A 20,913-nucleotide genomic window follows, 5' to 3' on the forward strand; every position below is an offset into this window, starting at 1 on the left:
CCTCTACTTCTAGGGCCAGTGTGGGAGTGATCTCAATCACAAAACCGCGCTATTCTAGCCCTTTCTCATGCCGATAAAAACCATGTTTTTTCAATGGGATTAGCCACTCCCTTGCATTCAGGCCGTACTCAGGCATCAATGTCAGCCAAAGGGTCAGCCCAAGGCAAGTACAGCTAAAATAAACTCATGCCTGACAAGGTGTTGTGGCTTGGATGGTGGCTGTGGGTTGCTTACGGATAATGCCCAAGACCGCCAGCTCCGCCAAAGTAGTGAGCGCACCCTGACAAAGCTGCTGCTCTGGAAACTGGGGAAATGTCTCTGCCAGCCAAGCTAGTAACCGGGTAAAACTCAGCGGCGTTTGCTGCAGTTTGGCCAACAGCTGCGCCGTCATGGGATTGAGCCTTAAAAAGCGCACCTCCTCTTCCCGGTCACGATAGACACAGAAAAATACCGGGGTGGCCGCCACCGAATCCGGGCGGAAATCTGGGCTAATTCGGTCAACTTCGAACTGATATTGCGCCACTCTGGTGGTGACGGCCAATTGCAGTTTTGCAGCCAGTTGCTCCAGCGCCTGGAGTTCGGTCGGCTCCAGCCAAGACGCCGAATTGTCCACTGCCACAGATACCTGCAGTTCCAAGAGTTCATAATGTGCCAGCTCCAGCATAAAAGGCATGGCATCCAAAGCGCTTGCCTGTTCCCGGCACAGATAGTCGAGAAACTCGGCGGCAATATCGATAAACAACGGGCTTTGACAATCATGGCGGGCAAAGAAATCCTTTACCAACGCCAACCACTGCGCCTCTGTATGCAACGACTTAAGAACCGGATAGGCATTGGAAACAAAGCCATTGACATTATTGAAAAAAAGCTCGCGATATACCCGCATGTGCCGTTCATCGGTGCCGGCCGGCAAAGGCATATCATCCCGCCGCAAATAGGCAACAAAAGCCTGTTGTAATTGGGCCAAGGCCATCAAGCTCTCCTCTCTTGTGCAAATGCACCCAAGGCCCGGTGTTGCAGCGTGTCTATCTGCTTCAACTCCTGACACAAGACTTGGGTTTCGGGAATATTAAAGTCCCGCTCCAGCAAGGTGGGATGCACCCCGTGCAATCGATAGCACTCTGCCAGCAGTTGCCAGACAGGGTCGATAATATCGGCGCCATGGGTATCGATAATCAGATCTTCATCCTGCTGATAATGACCGGCAATATGCAGGTAAGCGATGCGCTCACTGGGCATGGCCGCCAGAAAAGCTGCAGGATCATAGCCATGATTAACCGAGTTGACATAGATGTTGTTGACATCCAGCAGCAGACGACAGTCAGCCTCTTCCAGCACGGCGCAGACAAACTCTTGCTCTGTCATCTCGGCACCAGGCGCGGCATAAAAGGACACATTTTCCAGAATCAATGGCCGCTCCAGAATCGCCTCCACCTGTTTGACCCTGGCACTGACATGCCGTACAGCCTCATAAGTAAAAGGGATAGGCATAAGATCGTACATATGCCCATCGGCAGAGCAATAGCTTAAGTGTTCTGAATAGACATCTATCTGGTGCAAATCGAGAAAGCGCTTAATCTCCTTGATAAACGCCAGATCCAGCGGAGCTGGGCTACCGATAGAAAGACTGAGCCCATGGCAGTAAAATGAATGCTTCTCGGTCAGTTGTCGAAACTGCTTTCCAAACTTACCCCCCAGGCGCATCCAATTTTCCGGCGCGACCTCGAAAAAATCGGCCTCCTTGGGTGCTGCCTGACAAAACTCGGCCAGCATCTCCCGCCTAAGCCCCAAACCGACACAGTTATTCATAAATAATTACCGCCTTTGTGGTTTCAGACAGGGCGCAATGCGCCCTGCACTATTCAGCTTCAGTGGTTACTACCGCACTTGGCTTCACCACACTTGCCTTCCTTGACCTTATTGGCTTCGGCTTTGGCTTTACCCTCGGCGGAATGCTTCATTCCTTCGCCACACTTGCCTTCACCGCACTTTCCTTCTGCGGCTTTTTTCATGCCTTCACCACACTTGCCCTCGGCGGCCTTATTCATGCCCTCACCACATTTGCCTTCGGCAGCTTTCTTCATCCCTTCGCCACACTTGCCTTCGCCGCATTTACCCTCACGGCCCTTGTGCTCGGCTTCTTTGGCTTTCTTATCACCACATTTACCTTCGCCGCACTTGCCTTCATTACCAACCAATTGATAACCGGCTTCCATTGCCTGAAAACCGAAAGCACTGGCCTGGGCCTCTGCCGCGACGGTGGAACCTGCGATAACCATACCCAAAGCGGCTGCTACTGTAGTTGTCTTGACTGTCTTCATTGTCTTTCCTGCCTGTTGCTCATAGAGTTGTTACGAGTGACCGGCCTCGATTGCCGGCTTGCAATATCAGACCCGGGGACAGCAGAATCTATTTCACATTTTCAACCACGGATCACAGTTTTTACCTAAAACCCCATGTAGGGATACATGAGTAAAATAGCAAATGCCGATAAGATCAAGCTGTTAACAGTTAGATCTCTCGAATAAGCCTGTGCCTTTTAAGCTGTCGATTGGTGCCGGATGGGATTTAAGGTAGAATGCGCCACTTTCTATTTCAGCCAGGCCTTAAACACGTGCGTATTATTCTCGCCCCTATGGAGGGGGTTGTTGACAATCTGATGCGGGAACTGCTCTCTGCAATTAATCCTTATGATCTGATGGTCACAGAGTTTGTACGTGTGGTGGATCAACTTTTGCCTGAAAAAGTCTTCCATCGCCTCTGCCCCGAACTGCTGCAGGGCGGCATGACTCTCAGTGGTACGCCGGTCAGGGTACAGCTTTTAGGGCAGGAACCTGGTTGGATGGCTGAAAACGCCTTGAGGGCAATAGAACTCGGCTCCCAAGGGGTAGATGCCAACTTTGGTTGTCCGGCCAAGATGGTCAACCGCAGCAAAGGCGGTGCCGTGTTACTCCAGTATCCGGAGCAGATCCATAAGATAGTCAAAGCCATGCGGCAGGCAGTTCCTGAACCTCATGCGGTGACCGCCAAAATTCGCCTGGGGTTCGAAGACAAGAGCCTGTTTATGGAAAACGCGCTGGCGATTTATGAAGCCGGCGCCACTGAGTTGGCTGTCCATGCCCGCAGTAAAAAAGACGGTTACCGTCCACCCGCCTATTGGGAATATATCACTGAGATCCGTGAAAAACTGGCCATTCCCGTGATCGCCAACGGCGAGATTTGGAACCGGGAAGATGCCCTGCGCTGCATGGAAGTAACGGGTTGCGACAGTATCATGGTGGGCCGCGGCGCCATCTCTCTGCCCAATTTGGCGGATCACATCAAAAACGGCGCCATGCAATACAGCTGGCAACAGACCCTGGCACTGCTGATGAGTTACAGCCAGAAAGAGCTCAGCGGCCGCAAGAGTTGCTACTACCCGGCACGGATCAAACAGTGGTTCAGCTACCTCAATCGCCAGTATCCACAGGCCGATACCCTGTTCAGGGAGCTCAGGGTACACAAGCAAACCGACGACATAGTGGCCACTCTCAGCCGAGCTCATCGCGAAATAGATGACAAGATGTGAGCAATTCTGACAAATTAGCGCCTTAACGACAGAAAATGTCACCCAGATTTGATCTTTATCATAGTGACATTGACCCGGCTGTTTAGACTAAATGACCGTAGACTCAATCTTTACAGGCAATTATCAGTGAGCAGCTCCCATATCAGACAAGCATTGTCGGCGTTAGAAATCGATCTCAGGAAAGAGATAATGGTGCTCGGACCCCACTGGGATCCCCAGATGTCACTCAGTGATCTGATTGAAACCATGATTCAGGCCGATCTTTGCAAACATCCTCTCTACCACAGACTATTGAGACTGGATGCCGCCCTCTGCCAACTGGATTTAGGGCTTTATGGCCTTTGTGCAGACTGTGAGGCTGAAATCGAAGCATATCGGCTCGACAGAGATCCGACCGAGCAGCGTTGTGAACGTTGCCATGAGCAATATAAACACGAACACAGACAAGAATTGCGATTGAATCACTGATTGATCAATCAAGAGCGATGAAGGCAACCTCAAGGGTTGCTTTTTTTATGACTATCGTAAAACTCCGCTCTTTCTTTGCGCGTATGTCCTCGGCTCCTGACAGACAAGCTTTTATTCGGATAAACGGAACCCCCAGCCTAGTTGGGGGGCTCTATACAAAAAAGCCCCGCCAAAATGGCGGGGCTGAGCCGTAAGGGAGAATCGGCGTTTTATCAGAACTTCTGATTAATGGTTACAAACCAGGTGCGACCCAGTACGTCGTACAGACCTGTGTTGACATCACGATAGTCAGCATAGTTGTACCAGGTTGGTGCTTCCTCATCGAAGGCGTTATTCACACCCAAGGTGATGGAACCATTCCAGTCGTGGGCGTAGCTTACCTGGACGTTGTGCTTGAAGTAGCTTGGTACGTTGATTAGGTATTCGTTGTTGTATTCAACAGCTCCTGAATCCTGGCCACCTATATAGTAGGTAGTCCAAGCTGCACTCCAGTTATCACGACTCCAGTTGATTGACGCACTGCCACGCCATTCAGGCTTGTCCTGCAGACCTGCTTCATCGAAGAAGTCAGACTCGGCATCGGCCTTGGTCTTATATTCCAGTACATGAGTCATTTCCAACTTCAGACGGAAATCACCGAAATCAGTTTCCTGGTTGTAGCTGGTGACAAAGTCAATCCCGGAAGTTTCCAGCGCGCTCAAGTTACGATACTGGCTGTGAATGGTCTCAATCTTGCCATCGCTGCCACGAATGATATAAGGCGAACCACCATTGGCTTCTTCTTCACGGATCAGATCCGCAACATCGACCACTTCAATCTTGCTGTCGTAGCTGATGTCATAGTAAGAGGTTTCAATACTCCAATCGTCAGTCACGTTCCAGACGAAGCCCAGGGTCAAGGACTCACCCTCTTCCGCTTTCAGATCCGGGTTACCGCCATAGAAGGTCTTATATTGGTTACTTGGGCTACAGTAGTTTTCATCGGCCCCGGGGTTGGCACTACACCAGACAGTATCCAGGGTACGTTCAAAACTCAGCGCTTCACCGGAGAACATCTCACCCATATTAGGGGCACGGAAAGACTCACCCCAGCTGGCACGCAGCAACAGAGAGTCAACCGGACGCCAGCTCGCAGAGAACTTGGGCACAACTGAATCGAAGGTTGAAGAGGCAAAGCCGGAAGCTATGTTACCTTCCTGCTCATAGCGCTCATAACGAACTGCAGCGGACAGATCCACATTGTATGGCAGCGAAGATTGCAGTTCCAAATAGCCAGAACTGCGATCCCGGGTTGCATCAACATCGTCGCCACCCGAACCACCGGAGATAATACCGGCAGCAGATTGCGGGTCACTCAGCTGCACAAACTCAATCATCTCATACTCGGCACCGACAACAGCGGCCAAAGTAATACCGTTGCCTTCATACAGCATGCCGGACAACAGACCATCAAATTGGGTGCTGTTAAATTGCGCCTGATACACACCGGTATGGGCCGCTTGACCATAGAGATCAGCCATCTGCGCATCCCAATCTTCATAGCTCATGCCTGTGGTGTTGAAGACATCATAGTTGCCTGTGTTGATCAGGTCCTGAACGATATTGTCGTTGATCAGGTTGTAGTTGAATGAGTCAGTGGTTGAACGTGTATGCTGGGCATTGATTTCCCAATCGATACCGTTACCCACATCCCAATAACCTACCAACCCGGCCAGGAAGTCGATTGAGTTGGTTTCAGTGGTAGTGTCACGCTCACCAATCTGTACCGAACGCATACGGATCTCAGTGATATCTGTGCCCAATGGGTTCATTGGGTTGTCCGCAGCCATGGTTGGGGCGTTGGTTGATACCGGGGTGCCCGCGTAACGGGTATTGGTTTCACTCAGACTGGCAGAAGCGCGGCCACGGAACTGTATGTCGTCAGTCAGCTGGTAATTGAAGTTAGACAGAATACTGTTGCGGTTCACATTACCAAACAGCTTGGTCACCTTACCAAAGTCATAGTAACAGGTTCCGGCATTGGCGCCGTCGGTACCATCAATAACATTCGGTGCCTGGGAGCAAAGCTCGCTATTGGTATAATTGGCCGATTTACCATCGGCGCCAATATAGGTAGCTCTTGGGATCACACTATAGGAGCTGATGCCGTTCCAGCTAGGATCATCAAAGCGCCAAACATCTTTATCGTACACAGAGGTAGTATCGTAATGCTCGAACGTCAGGGTGATATTGCCCTTATCTGTGCTAAAACCGGCCGCGACAGAGAAACGTGAAGAATCGCCGCCTTCCACATCAGGTGATTCACCGGTGTAGTTCAGCTCAACCCCTTCAAAGTCTTTCTTGGTAATGATGTTAATTACCCCGGCAACCGCATCCGAGCCGTAAACTGCAGAGGCGCCGTCACGCAGAATTTCGATTCGCTCAACAATCGCCATTGGGATGCTGGAAGTATCGGCAACGGTTCCTGAGCTTGAGCTGGTACCCGGCATACGGCGACCATCGAGCAGGATCAAGGTTGCCTGAGAACCCAGACCACGTAAATCCACATCACTGGTGGCACTGGCCCCGGCACCATAGCCGGACATGCCACGCCAGGAACCAAAGCTGTTGATACTGGAGTTATTCAATACATCGGCAACCGAGGTTTCCCCGGTAACCTTAAGATCGGCTGCTGTGATAACAGTAACAGGTGAAGCGGTTTCCATATCCACTTGTTTGATACGTGAACCAGTTACTTCAATACGCTCGACTTTGCCTTCTTTTGCTTCTTCAGCGGTTGCATATCCGCTGAAAGCTATTCCCGTAACTGCCGCAGCAAGTAAACCGCGACGAACTGCCTTTGCAGTTAAACTGATGGAACTCATACTTGTCTCCCTGATGTTTCTTTCTGCAAGAAATATCTGATTATTTTTGTTTTAAACATTGCAAACAAATTGCAACACTCACAAAGATACTCCACAAATAAAACAATATGGTCAACAAACAAAACACAAAAACAACCATTGGGTAACTAATTGATACAAACAAATAGAGCGAAACTGCCAATGAAACTTAAAAACACCTATAAATCAAAATTTTAAAACAAAAACACACAAGTGATACATATTGAAAAATATGTTTTTATTAAGTTTAAATGTTCCATAAATTTAATATTTAAGAAACAACTATCTCGTGGCAAAAAAAATCACACCGAACCAGAATAAACATTTAGCAAACACCTGAATCAATATGTATCTAATATTATTTTCCCCTTTGTTTATTTTAGGCATAAAAAAACCGGCTTATTAAGCCGGTTTTCAAGGTTTGAATACTATTAGAAAGTAAACTCTACCCCTGCATAATATTCACGTCCAATAACGTTATAGTAGGCTCGTGGGTAATGAGGCCAGCTGGACTGGGTGTAATCGATCTCCGGTCCTGAATCAAACAGGTTGTTGATACCGGCAGAAACCTTCAGATTGTCGTAGATGAAGTAACTGGCAGCCAGGTTAACCTCGACATGGCTATCGATTTTCACCGGATAAGTGCTGTCCAGACCTTCGCTGACAAAGTAATCCATCCGCTCACCATTCATGCTGTCGATATACTTGAACAGAATGTTGGTGGAGAAGTCGTTGTAAGACCATCCCAGGTTCAAGTTGGCACGCAGCTGAGGCGCAGATCCCTCACCATCGATAAGGTCCAGCTCCTCTGAATCCGGAGTCAGCTTTTCCTTCCAACGGGTCAGGTAAGTCCCTTCCAGGCGGCTGCTGAATTCACCATAGCTCTCGGTTTCATAGCGATAGCCCAGAGAGAAATCGATACCGGCAGTCTCACGAGAAGACATATTCATCGCCTGAGTGTTCACTTTCAGCAACTTGCCATTGCTGTCACGTTCAATCTTGTCGGCAAAGGCATCGGCGTGATCCAGAATATACTGCGCACTCGGGTCATTCACCAGATTGTCGATTTCAACCATCCAGTAGTCCACCGTCAGGTTGATACCTTCATAGTCCCAGACTAGACCCAGGTTGTAGTTTTTACCCTCTTCGGCTTCCAACTCTGGGTTGGCACCGATGGCAATCGGCAAAGACTCAATCTTGTCACATTCACCATAGGCTTCACAGCGCGGAGTGTCGATAACTGTACTGTAGCCAGTGGTAGGATCGCCAAACAAACGCTGCATATCCGGTGCGCGGAAAGTCTCGGCATACAAAGCACGCAGCATCAGGCTGTCGATTGGACGGTATTCCAGTGACACTTGCGGAGTAAACTGGCCACCAACATCAGACTCATCATCATAGTAGTCATAACGTCCGGCCAGTGTCATGGTCAACTGATCCAGCAATGGCAAGGCCAGCTCGGCATAGGCAGCATACTGCTCACGTTCACCTTCGGCGCTGCTGCCCCCCTTGCCTATGACGCCACCGTTGGAGGTGAAGCTGTCAGACTTATCGTAGAACCACTCCTTGCTGTATTCGATACCCACAGCGTAGGCAGCAGTGCCTCCGGCAAGTTCGAACGCATCACCATTGATACCGGCACTAAAGCTGGACAGAGTAGATTGTCCCTTCTTGTTACCTTCGTAGTTCAGCAGTGCCGCATCTTCAGGAGAGATCACATCCAGCAGAGACTTGCCGCTGTCGCCAGAGGTCAGGTAGTCGAAGGTGCTCTGGTAAGTTGGAGAACCGTTGCTGCGGGATTCCACTGTCTGACGCGCAATAGACCAGGAAGTATCATACTCGATACTGTCGGTCAGGAACCCCTTGGAACCTATGATGAAAGAGAAGTTATTGGTTTCAAAGTCAGAGGTACGTGGCCCCAGCTCACTCATACGGCGGGTGTAGTAGTAGTCGCCGTCTGCAGCATTGGCAAAGTCACCACCGAATGCAACATCTTTGTTGTCGAAAGTCTGGGAAAAACCTTTGTCTTCATTAAAAATAGTGACCGCATTACCCGCCACTTTGAACTTGAAATCAGTGCCCACTGTCGCAGACTCAATCTCGGTAAAGGTCGAGGAATGAGTGTAATCGATGCGGGAATACAACTGATGATCCGCATTCAGCTCCTTGGTGAGGTTGATCATGGTCGAGTAGCGCTTCTGCTCCGGCAGGAAATCACGCTGCTTGGAGCGGTCAAAACCACAGCGGCCATTTTCCATCACCACATAGCCACGGGCCTCACATTCTGCCGGTGACAAGGTCTTGGTCAGCGAAGTTTTGTTGTTGCCGAGGTCCTGTACCAGGTTGGCACCGTAAGAGCTGTAACCTGAGTATGGCTGACCGTCGACAATATCTGTACCCCACTCTGGGCGATCTGTCCCTTTCAGTGCCGTTCTGTCTTCATATTCGGCAAAGAAAGTCAGGTTAGCCGTATCACTGCTGACACCTGTCATGAAAGAGAACTGATTGTTGCGCAGACCACCTTCATCCGTGTCGGAGAAACGGTACTTGAAAGTTGTCTGTTCGACATCTTTCTTGAGAATGATGTTGATAACACCACCCATGGCGTCAGAGCCGTAAATAGCCGAGGCACCTGTAGTCAGGATCTCGATACGCTCGATCGCACCCAAAGGAATATTGGCAGTATCCACGAAGCTGTCGGTACCACCGGCACCAAAGGGATACTTGGGCACCCGCTTACCATTGATCAGGGTCAGTACCCGACCGGCGCCCACGCCACGAAGGTTGACAGAGGAAGCGGCAGGGGTAAAACCATGTACTTCCTGTTGGGTCATGGAGCCGCCTGAGTTCTGCGACAGGTTACCCAGTACATCCTGAACCGAGTTGAAACCACCTTTCTCAATATCGGCAGCACTCATCACAACAACAGGAGAAGCATTCTCCATATCTGTGCGTTTGATACGGGAGCCAGTGACTTCAATACGTTCTACTTGTTCTGTAGCCTGAGCATCATCGGCGGCATAAACCATTGTAGGGATTGATGTGGAAACAAAAGCAAACAGACTAAAGCGGATGGCCTTAGCGACTGCAGTCTGCGTTGACATATTCTCATTCCTTTTTCAAGCACGGTGACAGGGAGGGAACACCGTGTTCTTATTCTATGTAATACTCAGCCCCCCAAACGAGAAACATACCAATAACAGCAACATTATCAATCACTTAAATGATAACGAATTGTTGACACACGGTTTAATTTGTAAAACTCAAGCACCTTATCAATCAAAAACTAATGATATTTTTACAGAACAAATGCCGGCTACAGCCAAGATGTATCATTAGGTATCAAAACATTTTATTTACAACGCTTACTTTTCAACCCACTGTTAATGCAACGCTTTTGATGAAAAATGTGATGTAGGTAGAATTTCTACTGCACACAAAAATCAAACAAAAAAGGAGCCATTCGGCTCCTTTTTGTCTATTTGCTGTTAATTAACGAGTGCGAGGGCACAGCTCATCAGCAGCAAAGAAGTATGCGATTTCGCGCTCGGCTGATGCCAGAGCATCAGAGCCGTGAACAGCGTTCTCATCGATGCTGTCAGCAAAGTCAGCACGCAGAGTTCCACGGGCAGCTTCAGCAGGATTGGTCGCACCCATGATTTCACGGTTGGCCAGAACGGCGTTTTCACCTTCCAGAACCTGAACCATGATAGGACCAGAAGTCATGAAAGAAACCAGAGCACCAAAGAAAGGACGCTCGCTGTGCTCAGCGTAGAAACCTTCGGCTTGTTCTTTGGTCAAGTGAACCATTTTGGCGGCAACAATTTTCAGGCCGGCAGTTTCAAAACGGTTGTAGATAGCACCAATGTGGTTCTTGGCTACCGCATCAGGCTTAATGATAGAAAAAGTACGTTCGATCGCCATGACTAGCTTCCTTAATCAGCGAGTTTTTAAATTTCGCGCGGATTATACGAAATAAATGCGCCAGATCCTAATCCTATCTCGCAAAGCGCCTGGCAAAATCTACCGGGAGGAGGTACACAAAGACTCAATGCCGACGCTTGAGCCAAAGGTAACCGCCGCAGAGACAAACCAAAAGTAATAACAAAGGCATAAACTGAGGAAAATGATGAAACAAGCCAACACCACCATGCCCCGAATGTGCCAGCACGGCCGGAGCAAATAATCCAAAACTACAGGCGAAGAAACGTGACATGACAAACCTCCGAAACCAGCACAACAATTTATTAACCAAGTTAATATAGTTGACTCGTGATGGTGATAATTTGACCGGGATCAGTTTTCCGCCAGAGGGGGTTACTTTTCCTCGATCCAGCATTGCTGCACGGCTTCGAGAATTTTCTCGCTGCAGCGTTTAGGGTCATCATCGAAGGCTTCCAACGCCAATATCCACTCGTAAAGCTCAGGAAAATGCAGTTGCTCTGGATCCACATCAGGATGTGCCTCCAGCAACTCCAAAGCCAAGTCCAATGAATCTATCCACTTGAGTCCCATGGTTACTCCTGCTTCAGATAAGTACTGACTTTGAGTATAGCGCCGCAGTTGAAGCCTTAATAGCCTTGATTGAGACCAAGATCAGGCTTCGCTTGGTGTCTTGCCCTTACGCCTCTGCTTGGCAATAAACTCTATGATAGCGCCGGCAACATCTTTGCCGGTGGCGGCTTCAATCCCTTCGAGTCCGGGTGATGAATTGACCTCCATCACCACGGGTCCATGGTTGGAGCGTAAAATATCCACGCCGGCAACATTCAACCCCATGGTTTTGGCGGCGCGCACCGCGATTGAACGCTCTTCCGGAGACAACTTCACCAAGGTTGCCGTGCCGCCCCGATGCAGATTGGAGCGAAACTCTCCCGGCAGAGCCTGGCGTTTCATGGCGGCAATGACCTTGTCGCCGAGCACAAAACAGCGGATATCGGCCCCTTGGGCCTCCTTGATATATTCCTGTACCATGATGTTGGCCTTGAGGCCCATAAAGGCCTCAATCACACTCTCGGCCGCCTTACGGGTTTCAGCCAGCACCACACCTATCCCCTGAGTGCCCTCCAAGAGTTTAATCACCAAGGGAGCGCCACCGACCATGTCGATAAGATCCGGAATATCGCTGGGCTTATTGGCAAAACCTGTCACTGGCAATCCTATGCCTTTGCGGGACAGTAACTGCATGGAGCGCAGCTTATCCCTTGAGCGGGAGATCCCCATGGAGCTATTGAGTGTATAGGTAGCCATCATCTCAAACTGACGCACCACAGCCGTGCCGTAGAAAGTAATGCCGGCACCTATTCTCGGGATCACCGCATCGAAGGACGGCAACTCGACGCCCCCGATATGAATACTGGACTGCTGCATACTGATATTCATATAGCATTCCAGCGGATTGATCACCTGCACCTGATAACCCCGTTCCTGGGCGGCCTCCACCAAACGGCGTGTGGAATATAAGGTTTTGTTCTGTGACAAAATTGCAATCTGCATCCAGGTCAGTGTCCCTAAGAGTGAAAAAGACAGCGCATCATACGCCTGCCGTGTTGGAAATCAATCTCTGCACGCCAAGCATAGCAATAAAAAACCGGCCACTTGGGGCCGGTTTTCAAAAGATGTCAGCACTTAACCTTCACTGACCATGTTGACTGTGTATTTAGGGATTTCAACAACCATATCACCTTCAACCACCTTGGCCTGACAGGACAGACGACTTTCAGGCTCCAGGCCCCAAGCTTTGTCCAGCATGTCGTCTTCCAGATCATCGCTTGGCTCAAGCTCATCGAAGCCTTCACGCACTATCACATGGCAGGTGGTACAGGCACAGGATTTCTCGCAGGCATGCTCTATGTTGATGCCGTTTTTCAGCGCGACATCCAAAATGGATTCACCCACCTCTGCCTCCACCACGGCGCCTTCAGGACACAGTTCTTCATGGGGCAAAAATACTATCTGTGGCATAGTCTCACCTATATGTTATCGACCGACTGACCCTTCAGTGCGGCCCGAATCGAATTGTCCATGCGTCTGGCGGCAAACTCCTGGGTCTGCGCATCCACCGCTTCTATCGCCGCCTTGATGGCATCAACATCGCCATTGGCAGCGGTTTCACTCAAGTCAGCCATGGCGCGGTCAACCAGAGCGCGCTCCTCCTGGCTGAGCAGCTCGCCATCTTTCGCCAGCGCCGAGTGCAGCGATTCCAGTACCCTGGCCGCTTCCACTCGCTGCTCTGTGAGCATTCTCAGCTCAATATCCTCTTTGGCGTTCTGCATCGAATCTTTGAGCATTCCGGCAATTTCAGTATCACTCAGACCGAAGGAAGGTTTAACCTGGATGCTGGATTGCACCCCGGTCGACTTCTCCATGGCGGTGACGCTGAGCAAACCATCGGCATCGACCTGGAAGGTCACCCGAATATGCGCTGCACCAGCGGCCAATGGTGGAATGCCCTTGAGGGTAAAGCGTGCCAGAGAGCGGCAATCGGCCACCAGTTCACGTTCACCTTGCACCACATGAAACGCCATGGCGCTCTGACCGTCTTTGAAGGTGGTGAATTCCTGGGCTCTGGCCACCGGAATGGTGGTATTGCGCGGGATCACCTTCTCCACCAAACCGCCCATGGTTTCAATGCCGAGCGACAACGGGATCACATCCAGCAGCAAGAGATCCGAGTCAGGCTTGTTACCCACCAGGATATCGGCCTGTACCGCAGCGCCTATGGCGACCACTCGATCAGGGTCGATGGACGTCAGCGGCGTCTTGCCAAAGAAGTCACCGACCATTTCCCGCACCAGAGGCACCCGGGTAGAGCCGCCAACCATCACGGTTTCCAGTACCTCATCAGTATCCACTCCGGCATCACGTAGGGCCTTGCGGCAACCCTGAATGGTTTTCTTCACCAGCGTGTTTATCAACTGGTCAAACTCACTGCGACTCACCTCGGCTTCACACTCACTGCCATCTTTCAGTGTCAGCTTAGCAATAGTGCTGTCGCTATCGGTCAACGCTTCTTTTACCCGCCGGGCTTCCATCAGCAACTGCCGCGCTTCCTGGCTTGAAAGCGACTTCAGCGCCATGCGTTCACGCAGTAAGCCTTGCAGCAGTTCATCAAAGTCATCACCACCAAGGCGAGAATCGCCACCGGTTGCAAGTACCTCAAACACGCCGCGGTTGAGGCGCAAAATAGAGATATCAAAGGTGCCGCCGCCCAAGTCATAGACGGCAATGACGCCTTCCTGACCCGAGTCCAGGCCATAGGCAATCGCGGCCGCAGTCGGCTCGTTGAGCAGGCGTAACACCTTGATACCAAGCAAAGCTGCCGCATCTTTGGTTCCCTGACGCTGGGCATCATCAAAATAAGCAGGCACTGTGATAACCACGCCTTCCAAAGGCCCGCCCAGGGTAGACTCGGCGCGGGCAATCAGGGGGCGCAATACCTCTGCAGACACCTGAACCGGATTCATTTTACCGGCGCGGGTCACAAACAGAGGCAGACCGTTTTCACTGGCTTCAAACTGATAGGGGAAAGCTTGCTCACCGCTTTGCACATCGGCCAAAGAGCGGCCCATGAAACGCTTCACCGACACTATGGTGTTTTCAGGATCCTTGGCCGAATCGGCCAGGGCATCGTGACCCACACGAACACCCTGCTCGCCATAGTGCACCACAGATGGTAATGAATGCCGGCCTTGCTCGTCGGCCAGCGTGCTCGCCTCGCCGCTGCGAACCGCAGCAACCAGGGAGTTGGTAGTACCCAAATCTATCCCTGCGGCCAATCTGTGTTGGTGAGGAGCGGCCATTTGGCCGGGTTCAGCAATCTGCAAAAGTGCCATAGTCTTCCATCTTGTGTTTAAAAAGTTGGCCCAATCAAAAATTGAGCCAACCGTAGGAATATGCTTGAAGGCCGAAGGCGACGTCAGTCGAACAGCGCATCCTGGGCCCGCTGCAGTTCATCCTGCAATTTTGCCATAAACTTCAACTTGCGGACTTGATCTGCCGCGGCTATTGCGTCGGCCTCTTTGGAACTGTGAAGTTGGTTACGCAGCAGCTCTGTCACCTGCTTACGGTAAGCCGCAAATGAAACATCGAGCTCATCGATATCGCTCTGGGCATCGCCGCTCTGGCCTATCTCTTCCAGCGCTTCACGCCATTCCATCTGCTGCATCAAAAAGGCGGTGTCTTTAACCGTGGTGGTCTCGTGACTGATATCCACACCTTTGAGCGCCAACATATGTTCGGCCCGACGGATAGGATCTTTCAGGGTCTGAAAGGCGTCGTTTATCTGGGCAGTGCGGGAAATGGCCAGCAGTTTTTGCTGTTCACTGGCGTTGGCAAACTTGTCAGGATGCACCGCCCGCTGCAGATCGCGATAGCGACTGGCCAGCTCGGCGGTGTCCACATCAAAGGAGGGAGTTAAATCAAACAGCTCGAAATAATTCATATACTCTCAGGCAGCGGTGAAACTCAAACCGTGAAGCTCTCACCGCAACCACACTCACCTTTGGCGTTAGGGTTATTGAATTTAAAGCCTTCGTTGAGTCCTTCCTTGACAAAGTCCAGCTCGATCCCCTGAAGATAGATGAAGCTCTTGGCATCTATGATGATGTTGACACCATCTATGTTGTAAACCTCATCATCTTCATTGAGTTCGTCGACAAATTCCAGAACGTAAGCCATCCCGCTGCAGCCTGAAGTCTTAAGCCCCAAGCGCAAACCTATGCCTTTTCCTCTGTTGCTCAGAAAGGCACGGACACGCTCGGCGGCGGCAGGCGTCATAGTAATAGCCATCTTAACTCCTGGCGTTATTTAGCTTGCTTGGACTTGTACTCTTCCAGAGCCGCCTTGATGGCGTCTTCGGCCAGAATAGAACAGTGGATCTTCACAGGTGGCAGAGCCAGCTCTTCTGCAATATCCGTGTTCTTGATGGCAGCCGCTTCCTCGATGGACTTACCTTTAACCCATTCGGTCACCAAAGAGCTTGATGCGATGGCGCTGCCACAGCCGTAAGTCTTGAAGCGAGCATCTTCAATGATGCCCTGGTCGTCAATCTTGAGCTGCAGTTTCATCACGTCACCACAGGCAGGCGCACCCACCATGCCGGTCACTACGGAGGGGTCGTTCTTGTCGAAAGAACCTACGTTACGCGGGTTCTCGTAATGATCTATCACTTTTTCACTGTAAGCCATGATACTGCTCCAAATTCATCTATCCGCGGGGATCAGTGGTGTGCCCACTGCACCTGGTTGAGGTCCACACCATCTTTGAACATTTCCCAAAGTGGTGACATTTCTCTCAGTTTGCCAATAGAGTTTTTAATGGTTTCGATTGCGTAGTCGATCTCTTCCTCGGAAGTGAAACGACCGATGGAGAAACGAATTGAGCTGTGCGCCATCTCGTCGTTCAGCCCCAGAGCACGCAGCACATAGCTGGGCTCCAGACTGGCAGAAGTACAGGCCGAGCCGGAAGATACGGCCAAGTCCTTGAGCGCCATCATCAGTGACTCGCCTTCCACATAGTTAAAGCTGACGTTCAAGCTGCCGCAGGCACGTTGCTCCATATCGCCATTGAGATAGGTTTCTTCGATATCTTTGATACCGTTCCACAGCTTGTCGCGCAGATAGCGAATACGTTCGTTATCTTTTTCCATATCGGCTTTGGCAATGGCTGCCGCTTCGCCCATACCCACAATTTGGTGAGTCGCCAGGGTGCCGCTGCGCATACCACGCTCATGACCACCGCCGTGCATCTGGGCTTCCAGACGAATACGAGGCTTACGGCGCACATACAGGGCACCTATGCCTTTGGGGCCATACATCTTGTGACCCGAGATAGACATGAGGTCGACCTTGGTCTTTTGAATATCGATAGGCAGTTTACCGGCACTCTGGGCAGCATCCACATGGAAGATGATGCCTTTGCTACGACACAGTTCGCCGATGGCATCAATATCGTGGATCACGCCAATCTCGTTGTTGACATGCATGATGCTGACAAGAATGGTGTCGTCGCGCATGGCCGCTTCCAGGCGCTCCATGGGAATAATACCGTTGGCCGCAGGTTCCAGGTAAGTGACCTCAAAACCTTCACGCTCCAGCTGACGGCAGGTATCCAGTACGGCCTTATGCTCTGTCTTGCTGGTGATGATGTGCTTACCCTTCTTCTGGTAGAAGTGGGCAACACCTTTGATAGCCAGGTTGTCAGATTCAGTGGCGCCGGAAGTGAACACGATTTCACGGGGATCGGCATTGATCAGCTCCGCGACCTGGTTGCGGGCAATATCCACTGCTTCTTCGGCCTGCCAGCCGTAGCGGTGTGAACGGGATGCGGGGTTACCGAATACACCGTCCATTGTCATGTACTGTACCATTTTGTCTGCAACCCGGGGGTCTACAGGCGTTGTTGCGGCATAATCCAAATAGATAGGAAGCTTCATTACACACTCCGTACTTCGCAGTCTCGGCCGAGGCTACATACAACGTACATTATTCGTTTTTATATCCACCAGAGGATCAGCTCAAGCGCTGACTCTCTGCTCCTGCTGCATCTTATCTTGCTTTACCGAGATGAACTGTACATCCCGTTTCTGCATCAGTGCAGCAAGGCTGATGCCATTTAAAAAGTCAGAAATCTGTTTGCTCAGGTCACCCCAGAGCGAATGCGTCAGACAGCGGGTGCCACTCTGGCAATTCCCCTGTCCCTGACAACGGGTGGCATCGACAGATTCATCCACCGCATGTACCACCATGCCCACCGAGATATCGTTGGCTTCCAGTCCGAGGCGATAACCACCACCGGGACCGCGCACACTGGCGACCAAGCCTTGTTTTCTCAGTTTGGCAAAGAGTTGTTCTAGGTAAGAAAGGGAAATCCCCTGGCGCTCGGAAATATCTGCCAGCGGTACCGGCCCCTGCGCCGAATGTATGGCCACGTCCAGCATGGCTGTCACTGCGTAGCGACCCTTAGATGTAAGTTTCATAAAACGACCACGGCTCCCAAACAGGTATGTGGGAATTTCAACATACCCGAGCAATTTAGTCAAGTATAAATCCTACTTGTTTACTCGGGTATTAGTGGTTCATAAATCAGGTTGAATACCCTGTCTGCTTGGTGGGGTATTTAACCTTTTTCGCCGCGATTATTCAATGGCAAAAGCCCACAAAATAGCCATTAAGTATCAGATTATGGGATCAAACTCATCCATTGCCTGCTGGCGCTTTTCCGCCGCAGCGGTTTCGGCCTCGCTGAACTCGCCCACATCCAACTCAGGCAGGCGCTCGGTGCAAACACTACCGCCCATTTTCTGAACCGCCTGACAGACTTCCTGTACTTTGGAGTCCATCAGATGCATATGGTCCAGCATCTGGCCTATGGCATTGGCAACAGGGTCGGGGTTGTCGGGTGACACGGCGTAGGCGTCAAAACCATATTTCTTGGCCATGGCGCTGCGACGCTCGCTGGTTTCCTTGGACTGAGCCGACGCCACTGTGACAGCCCGGCCAGGAATACCCACAACGGTAGTGTCCTTGGGCACGTCTTTGACCACCACAGAGTTGGAACCAACCCGGGCACCATCATGCATGGTAATGGGGCCCAGCACCTTGGCCCCCGCTCCTATGACCACGTTATTGCCAAGGGTCGGATGACGTTTACCGGCTTGCCAGGTGGTGCCGCCCAGAGTCACGCCGTGATAAAGGGTACAATCATCGCCAATCTCGGCGGTTTCCCCTATTACAACCCCCATGCCGTGGTCGATAAAGAATCGCCGGCCTATGGTTGCGCCCGGGTGTATTTCCACCCCGGTAAGCCAACGGGAAAAGGTGGACAAACAGCGCGCCAGAAAACACCAATTGGCCTTCCACAGCTTATGACTGATACGGTGCAGCCAAATGGCCTGCATACCCGGGTAGTTGAGCAATATTTCCAGCGCACCGCGCGCCGCCGGATCCCTATGGTAAATGGACCCTATGTCCTCTTTCAGTCTGGCTATCACACCCATCTTGATTCCTCGGATTACTCTTCTTTACTGTCGACCTTTTTCTCTACCGATGTCAGGATCCCGCGCAGTATGTTCATCTCCTGCGTTTCGATTCTGGCACGGGTGAACAGGCGCCGCAGCTTGATCATCACCTGTCCCGGATGATTCTTGATAATAAAGCCGGTTTTTTGCAGTGTCCGTTCCAGATGTTCAAAGAAACGCTCATGATCTTCACTGCTGGGATACTCAACCAGCTCCTGCTCGGCCTGCTGATGCTTCTCGAGCCAAGCCACCCGCGTTTCATAACAGATAAGCTGCACCGCCTGGGCCAGGTTGAGTGAGCTGTATTCCGGGTTGGCGGGGATACACACATGATAGTGGCATTTCTGCAACTCTTCGTTGCTCAGGCCATGGCTTTCACGGCCAAAGACAATGGCGACCGGGCCCTGACTGCTCTCAAGCGCCAATTTACTGCCCGCTTCACGAGGTTCGAGCACGGGCCAGTCGAGAGTGCGGCTGCGGGCACTGGTGGCAATCACCAAGCTGCAGTCTTTAATCGCCTCTTCCAGGCTATCGACCTTGACCAGATGTTTGAGAATGTCGGAGGCACCGGCGGCAAGCGCAATGGACTGGCCATCTGGCTCAACTTTGGGCTCCGCCAGATAAAGGTTGGATAATCCCATTGTTTTCATGGCCCTGGCCACAGAACCTATATTTCCGGGATGCGTGGTACCTACCAGGACGACACGAATATTGGAGAGCATGGAACAACTTCAAAAATAAAAAAATCAGGAGGCGGATGGTACCACAGGCACATTTTTTTGCTTATAGAAAAATCGCCATTTGATATAACTGACAACTAGGGTATAATCTGCGCCGAATTTTTGTCCGTTCTTTAACATCCAGGGGATTGCAATGCATCCGATGCTGACTATTGCCGTGCGCGCTGCTCGCGCTGCGGGCCAAACTATTATGCGTGCCTACACCGAACTCGACCGTATTGAAGTCGATGCCAAAGGTGTCAACGATTTTGTGACCAGTGTAGACAAGGAAGCAGAAGCAGCAATTATCTATCAGATCCGCAAGTCCTATCCCGACCACAGCATAGTGGGTGAGGAAAATGGCGAAAACCGCGGCACCAACCAAGATTATCTGTGGATTGTTGATCCTCTGGACGGCACCAATAACTTTGTTAATGGTGTACCTCACTTCGCCGTTTCCATCGCCATGCAGTACAAAGGCAAGACTGAAGTTGCCGTTGTTTATGATCCTGTTCGCGATGAACTGTTCAGCGCCGCACGTGGTAAAGGGGCCAAGCTGAATGATTTCCGTATCCGTGTAAACAATGTCAGCGATCTGGGCGCTAGTCTGGTTGCCACTGGCTTCCCTTTCAAGGCCCGCCAGCATACTGAAACTTATATGAAGCTGTTCGGCGAGACTTTCTCTCTGTGTGCTGACTTGCGCCGCGCCGGCTCAGCTGCGCTGGATCTGGCCTATGTGGCCGCCGGTCGTGTAGACGCCTTCTTCGAACTGGGCCTCAAGCCTTGGGATATCGCTGCCGGCGATCTGATTGTTCGTGAAGCCGGTGGTACAGTTACCGACTTCAGTGGTGGTCACAACTATCTGCTCTCTGGCCATATCGTTGCCGGTGCGCCTAAAGCCACCAGCCTGCTGGTCAAACGCTTCCGTCCCCTGTTGAGCGACGCTCTGAAGTAAGTTATCAGACAAGTACTTGAGTAAACATTGAAATAACCTACTAAAGTACTGAAGTCAGTTGGTAAAAACCGCCTTATGGCGGTTTTTTTATGCCTGAACGCCAAGAAGATAGAGCGGACTTCAATCCGTTCGAGTAAATCAGATTGAATCAAACAGGATTAAATCAATAAGGCTCTGGCCGAGCCAGGCCGGAATAACCAAGGATGAGGGCTCTTCGCTCTGCCTCTCATACAGATAACTCTTTGGATATATTTACATGCATTTATATTGCACCTTAAAATACCCGAGTATTTTGTTTGGGT

At 51.0% G+C, this 20,913-nt stretch carries 20 protein-coding genes; 3 read left to right on the forward strand and 17 right to left on the reverse strand.

Annotated elements, in window-relative coordinates; translation table 11 throughout:
* Positions 1-184 precede the first annotated feature (184 nt).
* From ACF8D4_RS10505 to ACF8D4_RS10515, 3 genes are read right to left on the reverse strand one after another with little or no spacing between them, the layout of a single operon-like run.
* Entirely contained in the window at positions 185-973 is a 789-nt protein-coding gene (locus ACF8D4_RS10505; protein ID WP_144132352.1) for a DUF2063 domain-containing protein, read from the reverse strand.
* Positions 973-1,809, reverse strand: a complete 837-nt coding sequence (locus tag ACF8D4_RS10510; RefSeq protein WP_028781029.1) for a DUF692 domain-containing protein — start codon at positions 1,807-1,809, stop codon at positions 973-975. Before ACF8D4_RS10510 ends, ACF8D4_RS10505 begins: the two co-directional genes overlap by 1 nt.
* 59 nt (positions 1,810-1,868) lie before the next feature.
* Positions 1,869-2,321 carry a hypothetical protein gene (locus ACF8D4_RS10515; RefSeq protein WP_025011501.1) on the reverse strand — a complete coding sequence of 151 codons (453 nt, stop codon included), beginning with the start codon at positions 2,319-2,321 and terminating at the stop codon, positions 1,869-1,871.
* 293 nt (positions 2,322-2,614) lie between these two features.
* Here ACF8D4_RS10515 and ACF8D4_RS10520 point away from each other — a divergent pair, with 293 nt between their 5' ends.
* The gene (locus ACF8D4_RS10520) at positions 2,615-3,568 is read left to right on the forward strand and encodes a tRNA-dihydrouridine synthase (protein WP_025890163.1); all 954 of its coding nucleotides are present in this window, start codon (positions 2,615-2,617) and stop codon (positions 3,566-3,568) included.
* A 126-nt stretch (positions 3,569-3,694) separates the two neighbouring features.
* The gene (locus ACF8D4_RS10525) at positions 3,695-4,036 is read left to right on the forward strand and encodes a TraR/DksA C4-type zinc finger protein (RefSeq protein WP_025011499.1); all 342 of its coding nucleotides are present in this window, start codon (positions 3,695-3,697) and stop codon (positions 4,034-4,036) included.
* 212 nt (positions 4,037-4,248) lie between these two features.
* Here ACF8D4_RS10525 and ACF8D4_RS10530 read toward each other — a convergent pair whose 3' ends face one another.
* The 14 genes from ACF8D4_RS10530 to trmJ all read right to left on the reverse strand — a co-directional run bounded on the left by ACF8D4_RS10530 (position 4,249) and on the right by trmJ (position 19,659).
* Positions 4,249-6,900 (reverse strand): TonB-dependent receptor, encoded by a 2,652-nt coding sequence (locus ACF8D4_RS10530; protein WP_025011498.1) that lies wholly within the window; start codon positions 6,898-6,900, stop codon positions 4,249-4,251.
* 449 nt (positions 6,901-7,349) lie between these two features.
* Entirely contained in the window at positions 7,350-10,022 is a 2,673-nt protein-coding gene (locus ACF8D4_RS10535) for a TonB-dependent receptor (protein WP_144190713.1), read from the reverse strand.
* Between the two features lie 388 nt (positions 10,023-10,410).
* The gene (gene ndk, locus ACF8D4_RS10540; RefSeq protein WP_025011497.1) at positions 10,411-10,842 is read right to left on the reverse strand and encodes a nucleoside-diphosphate kinase; all 432 of its coding nucleotides are present in this window, start codon (positions 10,840-10,842) and stop codon (positions 10,411-10,413) included.
* 393 nt (positions 10,843-11,235) lie between these two features.
* The gene (gene iscX / locus ACF8D4_RS10545; RefSeq protein WP_025011496.1) at positions 11,236-11,433 is read right to left on the reverse strand and encodes a Fe-S cluster assembly protein IscX; all 198 of its coding nucleotides are present in this window, start codon (positions 11,431-11,433) and stop codon (positions 11,236-11,238) included.
* Positions 11,434-11,514: 81 nt separating this feature from the next.
* Entirely contained in the window at positions 11,515-12,414 is a 900-nt protein-coding gene (gene rimK / locus ACF8D4_RS10550) for a 30S ribosomal protein S6--L-glutamate ligase (protein ID WP_025011495.1), read from the reverse strand.
* A 132-nt stretch (positions 12,415-12,546) separates the two neighbouring features.
* Entirely contained in the window at positions 12,547-12,882 is a 336-nt protein-coding gene (fdx, locus tag ACF8D4_RS10555; RefSeq protein WP_025011494.1) for an ISC system 2Fe-2S type ferredoxin, read from the reverse strand.
* 8 nt (positions 12,883-12,890) lie between these two features.
* Positions 12,891-14,753 (reverse strand): Fe-S protein assembly chaperone HscA, encoded by a 1,863-nt coding sequence (hscA, locus tag ACF8D4_RS10560; RefSeq protein WP_028781031.1) that lies wholly within the window; start codon positions 14,751-14,753, stop codon positions 12,891-12,893.
* A gap of 83 nt (positions 14,754-14,836) precedes the next feature.
* On the reverse strand, positions 14,837-15,361 hold the full coding sequence (gene hscB / locus ACF8D4_RS10565; protein WP_025011493.1) for a co-chaperone HscB: 525 nt from the start codon (positions 15,359-15,361) through the stop codon (positions 14,837-14,839).
* Positions 15,362-15,384: 23 nt separating this feature from the next.
* Positions 15,385-15,708, reverse strand: a complete 324-nt coding sequence (gene iscA, locus ACF8D4_RS10570; protein ID WP_025011492.1) for an iron-sulfur cluster assembly protein IscA — start codon at positions 15,706-15,708, stop codon at positions 15,385-15,387.
* Positions 15,709-15,722: 14 nt separating this feature from the next.
* On the reverse strand, positions 15,723-16,106 hold the full coding sequence (gene iscU / locus ACF8D4_RS10575) for a Fe-S cluster assembly scaffold IscU (RefSeq protein WP_025011491.1): 384 nt from the start codon (positions 16,104-16,106) through the stop codon (positions 15,723-15,725).
* Positions 16,107-16,138: 32 nt separating this feature from the next.
* Positions 16,139-17,353 (reverse strand): IscS subfamily cysteine desulfurase, encoded by a 1,215-nt coding sequence (locus tag ACF8D4_RS10580; protein ID WP_025011490.1) that lies wholly within the window; start codon positions 17,351-17,353, stop codon positions 16,139-16,141.
* 81 nt (positions 17,354-17,434) lie between these two features.
* Entirely contained in the window at positions 17,435-17,896 is a 462-nt protein-coding gene (gene iscR / locus ACF8D4_RS10585; protein WP_025011489.1) for a Fe-S cluster assembly transcriptional regulator IscR, read from the reverse strand.
* A 198-nt stretch (positions 17,897-18,094) separates the two neighbouring features.
* On the reverse strand, positions 18,095-18,916 hold the full coding sequence (gene cysE / locus ACF8D4_RS10590; protein ID WP_025011488.1) for a serine O-acetyltransferase: 822 nt from the start codon (positions 18,914-18,916) through the stop codon (positions 18,095-18,097).
* A gap of 14 nt (positions 18,917-18,930) precedes the next feature.
* Complete coding sequence (gene trmJ / locus ACF8D4_RS10595; protein WP_025889458.1) at positions 18,931-19,659, reverse strand: tRNA (cytosine(32)/uridine(32)-2'-O)-methyltransferase TrmJ; 729 nt, start codon at positions 19,657-19,659, stop codon at positions 18,931-18,933.
* Between the two features lie 151 nt (positions 19,660-19,810).
* On the opposite strand from trmJ, the gene suhB reads away from it, so the two are divergent.
* On the forward strand, positions 19,811-20,611 hold the full coding sequence (gene suhB / locus ACF8D4_RS10600; protein ID WP_208145209.1) for an inositol-1-monophosphatase: 801 nt from the start codon (positions 19,811-19,813) through the stop codon (positions 20,609-20,611).
* Positions 20,612-20,913: the final 302 nt, after the last annotated feature.

It is taken from the genome of Shewanella sp. YQ_9 (assembly GCF_043103185.1).
GTDB lineage: Bacteria > Pseudomonadota > Gammaproteobacteria > Enterobacterales > Shewanellaceae > Shewanella > Shewanella algae.